Below are 10,894 nucleotides of genomic sequence, written 5' to 3'. Positions count from 1 at the left end.
GGCGCCGGTGGCGGCGGTGCGGGCACCGGCTCGGCGTGGCTCACAGCGGTCGGGAGAACCAGGGCGATGGCACTGGCCCCGGAAACCGCAGCGACGGCCAGCGACCCCCACTTACCTCTACGCCGTTTCAGACTCTGCTCCGGCTCATCCATGGGAAAAAACCTACCGTGTTACTCGGGTGACGCAAGTGTGCCTTGCTCACTGTGTGGTCATATCGGGCTTGGTCGTGCCTATTCGACTGTCGAAGACGTTGGACGTGTCGCGCCCGCTGCGGCCGCTCCGACCAGGCAGCGAACCGCTGCCGCAGCGCCGGTGATACCCGGATGAGCATCACTGAACACTGTGTCGCGCGGCGCCTCCAAAGTGTTTCCACATCGATCCCGCGTTGCGTTTCTCGATTTAGCTACTGTCCAGTAACATTGCCCACGATCAACGCGGCCACGTCGGGTGGTTCAACGGTGAGCGACTAGGAGGCAAGCCATGGAGGTACTGGTCACCGGTGGTGATACCGAGCTCGGACGCACGATCGCCGAGGGTTTCCGCGACGACGGCGCACGGGTGGTACTCACGGGCGCACGCCGCGACGAGCTCGAGGTGAACGCCAAAGAACTCGATGTCGACGCGATCGTGTGCGATACCACCGATCCCGCCAGCCTGGCCGAGGCGCGCAGCCTGTTCCCGCAGCACCTCGACACCATCGTGCACGTCCCTGCCCCACGCTGGCAGGACGGCGATCCCCGCACCTACTCGTTGGCCGAGCAGGCGACCTCCTGGCACAACGCCCTGGACACCACCGTGCTGTCGGCAGCGCTGACCCTGCAGACCATCGGCGATCACCTGCGGGCGGGCGGTGCGGTCATCAACGTCGTCCCCGAGAACCCCGGCCAGGGTTCCGCCCAGGCAGCCGTCAAGGCCGCCCTGTCGTCGTGGACGGCCGATCAGGCCATCGTGTACGGCGTCCGCGGCATCACGATCAATGTGGTCGCAGCCGGCCATGGCTCACAGCCCGGCTACAACGGCCTGTCGGCGACCCCGCCGTCGACTGCGGCCGAGCTCACTCGGCTGGCCCTGTTCCTCACGACCTCCGGCGCCCGCCATGTCACCGGGGAGACGCTGCATGTCAGCAGCGGACGGCTCGTCAGCTTTGCCTGACCTGCGTCAATATTCCCCGTTCACCCGAAGCGTAACGGGGTTCCGGCCCCGCTTAGGTCTGGTTAGGGTCGCATCATGACCATCAAACTCGGTTTTCAGATCCCGAATTTCTCCTACGGCACCGGCGTCGAACAGCTCTTCCCCACCGTCATCGCTCAGGCGCAGGAAGCCGAGGCGGTCGGATTCGACTCGGTCTTCCTGATGGACCACTTCTACCAACTGCCGATGCTCGGGGACCCCGAGCAGCCGATGCTCGAGGCCTACACCGCGCTCGGCGCCCTGGCCATGGCCACCGAGCGCGTGCAACTCGGCACCCTGGTGACCGGCAACACCTACCGCAACCCCACCCTGCTGGCCAAGGCCATCACCACGCTCGACGTGGTGAGCGCCGGCCGATCGATCCTGGGCATCGGCACCGGCTGGTTCGAACTGGAACACCAGCAGCTCGGCTTCGAGTTCGGCACCTTCACCGAACGCTTCAACAAACTCGGCGAGGCGCTGCAAATCATCCTGCCGATGCTCAAGGGGGAACGGGCCACGGTGGACGGGAAGTACTACCGGACCGAAAACGCGCTGGCCAACCCGCGGTATCGCGATCACATCCCGCTGATGATCGGCGGCTCCGGCGAGAAGAAGACGATCCCGCTGGCAGCGCGACATTTCGACCACCTCAACGTCATCGCAGGCTTCGACGAGCTGGCGGGCAAGCTGGCCGTCGTCCGGCAGAAGTGCGAGGAGATCGACAGGGACCCAGCCACCCTGGAGACCAGCATGCTGCTCTCCGTACTTGTCGACGACAAGGCCACCGCCGATATGGCACCGGCCGAGATGAGTCAGCGCATGGTCGTCGGCAGTGCCGAATCGGTGGCCGAACAGATCAAGACGAAGGTGCTCGACGTCGGTATCGACGGCATCATCATCAACATGCCGTTCTACACTCCTGGCGCCATCACCGCCGTCGGAGAAGCGCTGAAGCCACTGTTCACCTCTTAGACGTGCGCGGTGCCCCATCTCACTGCGACGACGGAATTGCGGACGACTACCGTAGTGGTTGTTGTATGTGTAGCTAATTGAGGAGCGAAAGATGAGCCATCCCGGGGCGACGGCAACCGACAAACACAAGGTTGTCATCATCGGATCCGGCTTCGGCGGATTGAATACTGCGCAGAAACTGAAGCACGCTGATGTCGATATCAAGCTGATCGCGAAGACGACACATCACCTGTTCCAGCCGCTGCTGTATCAAGTCGCAACGGGCATCATCTCCGAAGGCGAGATCGCGCCGCCCACTCGCTTGATACTGCGCAAGCAGGACAACGCGCAGGTGCTTCTCGGCGAGGTCACCCACATCGACTTGGCCAACAGGACCGTCGATTCGCTTCTACTCGGGCACACCTATCGCACCCCTTACGACACATTGATCGTCGCGGCGGGCGCCGGGCAGTCCTACTTCGGCAATGACCACTTCGCCGAGTGGGCGCCGGGCATGAAGTCCATCGACGACGCACTGGAGCTGCGGGGCCGGATCCTCGGCGCCTTCGAGCAGGCCGAGCGCTCCAGCGACCCGGAACGGCGCGCAAAACTCCTGACATTTGTGGTTGTCGGCGCCGGCCCCACCGGAGTGGAGATGGCCGGCCAGATCGCCGAGTTGGCCGATCACACCCTCAAGGGCGCCTTCCGGCACATCGACTCCACCAGGGCCCGGGTGATCCTGCTCGACGCCGCGCCGGCAGTGCTGCCGCCTATGGGTGAGAAGCTGGGCAAGAAGGCGCAGGACCGGCTGGAGAAGATGGGTGTCGAGATCCAGCTGGGTGCGATGGTCACCGATGTCGACCGCAACGGCCTGACCGTCAAATACCAGGACGGTTCGACCAAGCGCATCGAAGCGGCCACCAAGGTGTGGTCCGCCGGTGTCCAGGCCAGCCCGCTCGGTAAGGATCTCGCCAATCAGTCCGACGCCGAGATCGACCGCGCCGGCCGGGTCAAGGTGTTGCCCGACTTGACCATTCCGGGACATCCGAATGTGTTTGTTGTCGGTGACATGGCATTTGTCGAAGGTGTGCCCGGCATGGCCCAGGGCGCCATCCAGGGCGGTAAGTACGCGGCCAACATCATCAAGGCCGAGCTCAAGGGTGCTGACCCCAGCACCCGGGAGCCGTTCAAGTACTTCGACAAGGGCTCGATGGCAACGGTGTCGCGGTTCTCGGCCGTCGCCAAGGTAGGCAAGGTCGAGTTCGGCGGATTCATCGCCTGGCTCGCCTGGCTGGTTCTGCACCTGGTGTACCTGGTCGGCTTCAAGACCAAGATCGCCACCTTGCTGTCCTGGACCACCACCTTCCTGGGCCGCAACCGTGGTCAGCTCACCATCACCGAGCAACAGGCCTATGCCCGAACCCGGATCGAGCAGCTCGAAGAGCTTGCAGCCACCGTCGATGATGAGAAAGCGGCCAGCTAGAGCCGCAGACCCTGCCAGGTCGTCAAGACTCCGCCGCCGGCGAGTTCGAGCGCCACTGCCCCCTCCGCAGTGGCCTCGGCCTCGCCGGCGTTCTTGTTCTCACCGGCCGTGGAGTCTCCAGCGGGAACCCACAATTCGCTGACACAGGCCCGCGGAGCCGACAACACGTCGTGGGAGACGGAGTCGGCACCGAGCTCGACCCGGTGCCGCAGCAGGGGCAGGCCTGCGGCGTCGGCATGCAGCGCACCACTCCAAAACCCTTGATGTTCACCGCTTCTGCCCAATTGCACCCGTTCCCGCAGCCGCAGCGCACTCGAGCCGTCGAGCTGCACGTCGACGGTGCTGAGATGACGGGCATCGGCGGCGACGATCGTCGGCTCCAGATCGACATCGAGATACCCGGCCACCTCCAGATGCAGCGCCGCGTGCGACGTCAACTCCCCCACCGCCGGTAGCACCACCGCTGCCGCGACACTGCGCAGCCGCAACCGGGCCTCCGGCTCGACGACCACCCGGATCGAGATGGTGTCGCCCCCCAAGGGCGTGGCCGCGGCCGACACCAGGTGCACGGTGTCGGTCTCGGTGATGCGTGCCGCGAGCCCGCCGCGGCATTCGATCCGTGGCAGCCGGTGCGCGCGGGCCACGATGACAACTTCGGAATGCATCAGACCGTCTGGAGCGCCTTCAGCTGCTCCCTCACCCAAGCGAGCACGTCGGTGGCTACCGGATCCTCGGTGAGGCTGACAAGGACAAACGGCCGGCCGCCGCGCACCGCGGCGGCGTCGCGGCGCATCACACCGAGATCCGCACCCACCATGGGGGCCAGGTCGGTCTTGTTGATCACCAACAGATCCGAGAACGTCACGCCGGGTCCGCCCTTGCGGGGCACCTTGTCACCGCCGGCGACATCGATCACGAAGATCTGGACATCGATCAGACCGGACGAGAACGTGGCGGTGAGGTTGTCTCCGCCGGACTCGACCAGGATCAGGTCCAGGCGTTGCCCCGGCCCCGAGTGAGCGGCGATCAGGTCATCGATGGCATCGAGGTTGGCGGTGATGTCATCCCGAATGGCCGTGTGCGGGCAGCCGCCGGTCTGCACCGCGGCGATCCGGTCATCCGGCAGCACCGCGTGCCGGCGCAGGAAATCGGCGTCCTCGGTGGTGTAGATGTCGTTGGTCAGCACCGCCAGCGACAGTTCGTCGCGCAACTGCCGACACAACGCAGCCACCAGCGCAGTCTTCCCCGAACCGACCGGGCCGCCGACCCCGATGCGCAACGGTTCACCGGGCCGACGGGTTCGCTTGGGACGTTCCGCGTGGGCGTGCGCTTCACCTTCGATGAAATGTGGTGGCATGGGAGACCTTTCGATACCTCAGGACATGAACAGTGGGCGCTCGCGGGCCGCGTGACGCTGCGCGAGCAGGTCGAGCAACGGATCGGACAGATCGGCCAGACCCGTGGTCGCCTCGGCGGCCGTGCGGTCACACGTCTCCGACAGCGCGAAGGTCACTGCCGCGACGTCGGCAGGATCGAGGGCCAGCAGGCGCTGCGCCGCCGTCGCCGACCCGGTCATCGTCGTGTACACCAGAACCAGCGCCGTGTGTTCCGGATCCAGCGCGGTGGTCTCACCGACAACACCCGCGACCACCGCAAGGTGCGGGGCCCGCCCCAGCACCGACCAATCGGTCACCAGCGCACCACCGTTGGGCCAGACCCGGCGTGCCAGGCGCAGCAGACCCCGGCCCTGGGCCCGCGATGATGCTCTGGCAGCGGGCGCCGGTGTGCGCGCGTCGAACTCCCGGTCAGCGAGTTCAACACGCAAGGCCCCGGTCTGCACTGCCACCGCCACTGATGCGGCGACCAGACCGCTGGTGCGAATCCGCCGGCGCAGGAACGCCTCCAGGGTCACCACGTCGGTGACGAGCTTGTCGGCGACGGCCTCTTCCATCCCTCCGGAATGGACGTGCCCGCCGGTCGGCAACCGCGAATCGGAGAGGCCGAGCAACGTGGACAAACCTGTCAGGTTCGACATGCGGCAATCCAGTCAGGATGATCAGAAGAGGAAATAGCGTTGCGCCATCGGGAGTTCGGCCGCCGGCTGTTCTTCCCAGACCTCACCGTCGATCCGCACCGTGAACGTGTCAGGGTCCACTTCGATCGACGGCATGGCATCGTTGAGCGGCATGTCGGCCTTGCCGACCTTGCGGACGTTCTCGACGGCGACGAGCCGGCGCGCCACGTTGAGGCGGTCCGCCAAACCGTCCTCGATGGCCGCACCGGCGACAAAATGCACCGAGGTGGCCGCCGCCGCCGCGGGTGCCGCACCGAACATCGGGCGTGGCAGCACCGGCTGCGGAGTCGGGATCGAAGCATTGGCGTCCCCCATGGCCGCCCAGGCGATCATGCCGCCCTTGATCACTGCATGGGGACGAACACCGAAGAATGCCGGTTCCCACAGCACCAGGTCGGCAAGCTTGCCCACCTCGACCGATCCGATCTCGCGGTCCATGCCGTGCGCGATGGCCGGGCAGATGGTGTACTTCGCGACGTAGCGCCGCACCCGGTGGTTGTCGGCCGCGCCATCGCCGCTCAGCGCGCCGCGACGCTTTTTCATCACATGCGCCGTCTGCCAGGTGCGCAGCACCACCTCACCGATGCGTCCCATGGCTTGAGCATCGGAGCCGATCATCGAGATGGCACCGATATCGTGCAGGAGATCCTCGGCGGCGATGGTCGACGGCCGGATCCGGCTTTCCGCGAACGCCAGATCCTCTGGCACGCTCGGGTTGAGATGGTGGCACACCATCAACATGTCGAGGTGTTCGTCGAGGGTGTTGACGGTGTGTGGGCGAGTCGGGTTCGTGGAGCTGGGAAGCACATTGGGGAACGCGGCGACGGTGATGATGTCCGGCGCGTGCCCACCGCCGGCGCCTTCGGTGTGGTAGGCGTGGATGGAGCGACCCCTGATCGCCGCCAGGGTGTCCTCGACGAAGGCCATCTCGTTGAGCGTGTCGGTGTGGATGTTGACCTGAACGCCGGCCGCATCGGCGACCGTCAGGCAGGCATCGATCGCGGCCGGTGTGGTCCCCCAGTCCTCATGGAGCTTGAAACCGGCTGCACCGCCACGTAACTGCTCCCACATGGCCTCGGCGCTGACGGTGTTGCCTTTGCCCAGGAGCGCGATGTTGAGTGGCCAGTGGTCCAGGGACTCCAGAATGCGGGCCAGATGCCACGAACCCGGGGTGACGGTGGTGGCCTTACTGCCTTCGGCCGGGCCGGTCCCCCCGGCGACGATGGTCGTGATGCCGCCACCCAAGGCCTCCTCCATGATCTGCGGGCAGATCAGGTGGACGTGACAGTCGATGGCGCCCGCCGTGACGATCCGCCCGTTCCCGGCGATGATCTCGGTCGACGGGCCGACGACGAGGTCGGGGTGGACACCCGACATGATGTCGGGGTTGCCGGCCTTACCGATCGCGACGATGCGCCCGTCCCGGATTCCGATGTCGGCCTTGATGATCCCCCAGTAATCGATGATGACGGCGCCGGTGATCACGGTGTCGGGCGCTCCGTCGGCGCGGGTGACGCGGGCCTGGCCCATCGACTCCCGCAACACCTTGCCGCCGCCGAAGACGGCTTCGTCACCCGCCAGCCCAGGGCCGCCGCTGCGGTCCTCGGTGATCTCGATCAGAAGGTCTGTGTCGGCGAGCCGGATCCGGTCACCGGTCGTCGGTCCGAACAGTGCGGCGTACCGGGGCCTCGCCAGTGCGGCCATCAGCGATCCAGCTTTCCGGGTGGGGTGAGCGACAGGCCGTGGACCTCGCGGGAGCCGCCGAGCGGGACGAGCCTGACCACCTGGGCCACGCCGGGCTCGAAGCGCACCGCGGTGCCTGCCGGGATGTCGAACCGGTGGCCGTGTGCGGCGGTGCGGTCGAATGACAGCGCCGGATTCGCTTGCGGCAGGTGCACATGGCTGCCCACCTGGACGGGACGGTCCCCGGTGTTGACAACCTCCATCGTCAGCCGGGTCGCCCCTGGATTGAGCTCGATATCGTCGTCACCGAAGAGAATTTCGCCGGGAATCACAGGATGTTCAGCCGATCGGATGGTGGACGGTGACGAGCTTGGTGCCGTCCGGGAAGGTGGCTTCGACCTGAACGTCGTGGAGCATCTCCGGAACGCCGTCCATCACCTCGTCGCGGGTCAACACGTCCCGGCCGGTGATCATCAGTTCGGCGACACTACGACCGTCTCTGGCACCTTCGAGAAGATGGTCGGTGATCACCGCTACCGCCTCGGGATGGTTGAGTTTGAGCCCGCGAGCCTGGCGTCGGCGGGCGAGTTCGGCCGCGTAGGAGATCAGCAGCCGGTCCTGTTCATGCGGCGTCAATCGCATGTTCAGCAATCCTGCCACGGCTGAGAAGAACGCGCCGTGCAAGCGAGGCGGATCACCGGGCTGTCAGGGGGTTTCGGCCTCGAGGTTCTGCAGACGCACTTGGCCGCGGGCGATGACCCGGTCCTTCTCGTCTTTGATGGTGACCAGCCACAGCTGCTGTCTGCGACCACGGTGCAGTGGTTCGGAGACGCCGTAGACCTTGCCGGAGGAGATGGCGCGCAGGAAGTCGGTGTTGTTGTTCACGCCGACGACCGTGCCGCCGCCGTGCTCCGACAGCCAGGCGTAGGCCGAGATGCTGGCCATGCTCTCGACGATCGAGCAGTACACACCGCCGTGGACGATGCCCATCGGCTGCTTCAGCGACGGTTTGACCTCGAGTTCGGCTTTGGCTCCATCCGGGGTGATCTCGGTGAACACCAAACCGATTTCAGAGTCGAATGGGGCGATGAAGTCGGTTTCGCCTGTCGGAGTTGCTTTCACGATGTCTTGTCTACACCGGGCCGGCCTGCCCAGCGGGTCGGGGCTCGTTGTTGCCCCAGAATGACGGCGAGCCCCGCGCGTGATGCGCGGGGCTCGCCTCTTCGAGTGGACCGGGGGTCTCTGCAGCCCTCAGGACTCCGGCTCGGTCCGTTAGCTCGACCTGTTCAATATAGGCAAGGCTGCCCTAATTTAGCAAGCCCTTCGTGGCGATTCGGCCGAGAAAAATGTGCAGCCCGCAGCCGGGGCTGCGACCGCCCCCGCACCGGGAGGCCAAAACCGACAAGCGCATCGAGCACGGCCTGGCCACGACGCATCGCAACCACTTCGCTGTAGCCGGCCAGGGTGGGCACCTGAGTGGCGGCGACAACAATCGCCGACCCCACGGTGTGCCACATGGCAGCCACACTCACCGCGCCATCGCTGATCTGGTGCAGCTTGGCGAACAACGGAGACAACGAGCGATGACACCGGTGGGCGATCCACGTCGCCAACGCGGCCTCACCCGGGAGCTCCACCACCCCCTCCGCCGGACGCCCACCCCGGACGCACGGATCGTCGGGCAGCACCCGAACGGTCGGATCAACAACCCCGAGCCAGTCGATGGCACCTTCGGAATCGACATGCACCCACAGGTTCTCCAACCCGGTATCCCAGGCACGGCCTTCCAGCACCACCAACGCCACCACCCGTCCGATGACGGCGTGCGCCAGCGTGGCCGCCAGCTGCTGGGCAGCCGCGGTCTTGCTGTCCATCTCTTCGGCGGCCGCCGCGAACATCATCTCGAGTCGGTCACCGGTCACAGCGGCCGCCAACGGCCACCACCGGCGCTTGGACACGTCAGCCATGACCGCCACGCCGTAGACCCGCGGACACTCCGGATAAATCACTCGCAACCGCCGACTCGATTCATGCAACGGCAGTATGCGGCGAATCGTCATCCCCGCGATGAGTGGATCGTCGACCAGGGCGGTCATGGCACCTCCTCGTATGCTTAGGTAAGCCTAACCATAAAAGCATGAGTGCCCCCCGTCGGGAAACCTGTGAGTGCAGTCACAGCAGAGAAGGCCACCAGGCCGAACCCCGGGCGTCAGAAAGTTCCTGCTCGATGGCGGAACTACCGAGCGGTCACGTCGGTTGGAGGACGTAACGGTAGATACGACGACCGGTAGTAATAGCGAGTAGGCTTACAACATTGTTTTCGGAGATGAACGGATCATGGCCAAGTTGGCGCGTTTAGGGGAACTGGAACAGGCAGTGATGGATCGCCTGTGGTCGGCGCCGGAACCACAGACCGTGCGCCAGGTACACGAGGCACTCTCGGAACGCCGGGACCTCGCTTACACCACGGTGATGACCGTGCTGCAACGATTAGCCAAGAAACACCTCGTGGTGCAGCACCGCGACGACCGCGCGCACCGGTATGCACCGATGCACGGTCGCGATGTGCTGGTGGCCGGGCTGATGGTCGACGCTCTCGACCAGGCCTCCGACTCCGGCAGCCGACACGCGGCGCTGGTGCATTTTGTCGAACGTGTCGGCGCCGACGAAGCCGCGGCGCTGCGCCAAGCCCTGGCTGAACTCGAAGCCAAACATGGTTTGACCACCTCGGCTGGCGAGCGCACACCAGACTGAGAGAGACTGTCAGCGTGTCCGCGCTGGCCTTCACTCTTCTCGCGCTGCTGCTGGCCGGCCCCGCGCCGGCGCTGCTCGCGCGCGCGTCGTGGCCGTTACGCGCGCCCCGCGCCGCGATAGTGCTCTGGCAATCCATCGCCATGGCCGCCGTTCTGTCGGCATTCAGTGCCGGTATCGCGATCGCCAGCCGCCTGTTCGTCCCAGGCCCGGACGGCCGTCCCACCACCTTGCTCGGTGAGATCGACCAGCTCGGCTGGCCGCTGTGGCTGGGCTCGATCATCGTCTTCGGACTCACCCTGCTGATCGGCGCCCGCTTGATCGTGGCGGGAGCACAGGTGTTCATCTCGACCCGGCGGCGCCGCGCGCACCACCGCACCCTGGTGGACATCCTCGGCGTCAGCCACAGCCGCGCCGCGGCACAAGCGTGTACCCGGCCCAGCGAACTGCGCATCCTCGACGTGCAACAGCCGCTGGCCTACTGCCTACCCGGGGTTCGCGGGCGGGTCGTGGTGAGCGAAGGGGCGCTGAGCACTCTCGCCGACGACGAGGTGACCGCGATCCTGACACACGAACAAGCCCATCTGCGGGCCCGCCACGACCTGGTACTCGAAGCCTTCATCGCCGTCTACGTGGCGTTCCCCCGATTCGTCCGCAGTCGCAGTGCCCTCGACGCGGTGCGCCTGTTGATCGAACTGCTCGCCGACGACGCGGCCGTTCGGGTGGCCGGTGCTCCACCCCTGGCTCGCGCTCTGGTGACCTGTGCCTCAACCAAAGTG

The 10,894-nt window shown here is 66.0% G+C and carries 13 protein-coding genes; 5 read left to right on the top strand and 8 right to left on the bottom strand.

From position 1 onward, the window contains the following. Window positions 1-480: 480 nt before the first annotated feature. From WBB07_RS23945 to ndh, 3 genes are all read left to right on the top strand, one after another. The gene (locus WBB07_RS23945; RefSeq protein WP_526311249.1) at window positions 481-1,152 is read left to right on the top strand and encodes an SDR family oxidoreductase; all 672 of its coding nucleotides are present in this window, start codon (window positions 481-483) and stop codon (window positions 1,150-1,152) included. 75 nt (window positions 1,153-1,227) lie between these two features. After that, window positions 1,228-2,145 carry an LLM class F420-dependent oxidoreductase gene (locus tag WBB07_RS23940; protein ID WP_526311247.1) on the top strand — a complete coding sequence of 306 codons (918 nt, stop codon included), beginning with the start codon at window positions 1,228-1,230 and terminating at the stop codon, window positions 2,143-2,145. A gap of 91 nt (window positions 2,146-2,236) precedes the next feature. Next, window positions 2,237-3,607: a type II NADH:quinone oxidoreductase Ndh gene (ndh, locus tag WBB07_RS23935; protein ID WP_526311245.1), complete on the top strand. Its 1,371-nt coding sequence runs from the start codon at window positions 2,237-2,239 to the stop codon at window positions 3,605-3,607. On the opposite strand, the gene WBB07_RS23930 is transcribed toward ndh, so the two are convergent. From WBB07_RS23930 to WBB07_RS23895, 8 genes are all read right to left on the bottom strand, one after another. Continuing rightward, window positions 3,604-4,272: an urease accessory protein UreD gene (locus WBB07_RS23930; protein ID WP_526311243.1), complete on the bottom strand. Its 669-nt coding sequence runs from the start codon at window positions 4,270-4,272 to the stop codon at window positions 3,604-3,606. The genes ndh and WBB07_RS23930 overlap by 4 nt on opposite strands. Then, entirely contained in the window at window positions 4,272-4,964 is a 693-nt protein-coding gene (gene ureG / locus WBB07_RS23925) for an urease accessory protein UreG (RefSeq protein WP_526311241.1), read from the bottom strand. The genes WBB07_RS23930 and ureG overlap by 1 nt, the downstream gene beginning before the upstream one ends. An 18-nt stretch (window positions 4,965-4,982) precedes the next feature. Further along, complete coding sequence (locus tag WBB07_RS23920; protein WP_526311251.1) at window positions 4,983-5,633, bottom strand: urease accessory protein UreF; 651 nt, start codon at window positions 5,631-5,633, stop codon at window positions 4,983-4,985. A gap of 30 nt (window positions 5,634-5,663) precedes the next feature. Beyond that, window positions 5,664-7,385, bottom strand: a complete 1,722-nt coding sequence (locus tag WBB07_RS23915; RefSeq protein ID WP_526311239.1) for an urease subunit alpha — start codon at window positions 7,383-7,385, stop codon at window positions 5,664-5,666. Further along, complete coding sequence (locus WBB07_RS23910) at window positions 7,385-7,696, bottom strand: urease subunit beta (RefSeq protein ID WP_526311237.1); 312 nt, start codon at window positions 7,694-7,696, stop codon at window positions 7,385-7,387. Before WBB07_RS23910 ends, WBB07_RS23915 begins: the two co-directional genes overlap by 1 nt. 7 nt (window positions 7,697-7,703) lie before the next feature. Beyond that, window positions 7,704-8,006 (bottom strand): urease subunit gamma, encoded by a 303-nt coding sequence (locus WBB07_RS23905; protein WP_526311235.1) that lies wholly within the window; start codon window positions 8,004-8,006, stop codon window positions 7,704-7,706. 63 nt (window positions 8,007-8,069) lie between these two features. Then, on the bottom strand, window positions 8,070-8,486 hold the full coding sequence (locus WBB07_RS23900) for a PaaI family thioesterase (protein WP_526311233.1): 417 nt from the start codon (window positions 8,484-8,486) through the stop codon (window positions 8,070-8,072). Window positions 8,487-8,650: 164 nt separating this feature from the next. Then, the gene (locus tag WBB07_RS23895; protein ID WP_526311231.1) at window positions 8,651-9,460 is read right to left on the bottom strand and encodes an iron reductase; all 810 of its coding nucleotides are present in this window, start codon (window positions 9,458-9,460) and stop codon (window positions 8,651-8,653) included. A 241-nt stretch (window positions 9,461-9,701) separates the two neighbouring features. Between WBB07_RS23895 and WBB07_RS23890 the strand changes: the two genes are divergently transcribed. Continuing rightward, window positions 9,702-10,118 carry a BlaI/MecI/CopY family transcriptional regulator gene (locus tag WBB07_RS23890; RefSeq protein WP_526311229.1) on the top strand — a complete coding sequence of 139 codons (417 nt, stop codon included), beginning with the start codon at window positions 9,702-9,704 and terminating at the stop codon, window positions 10,116-10,118. A gap of 14 nt (window positions 10,119-10,132) precedes the next feature. Then, on the top strand, window positions 10,133-10,894 hold a 762-nt coding region (locus WBB07_RS23885; RefSeq protein ID WP_526311227.1), incomplete at its 3' end, for a M56 family metallopeptidase.

Origin of the sequence: Mycobacterium sp., from assembly GCF_049647605.1 — a bacterium.
Classification (GTDB): Bacteria; Actinomycetota; Actinomycetes; order Mycobacteriales; family Mycobacteriaceae; genus Mycobacterium.
The sequence above is the reverse complement of the archived record's forward strand: the minus strand, read 5'-3'. Positions and strand labels throughout refer to the sequence as shown.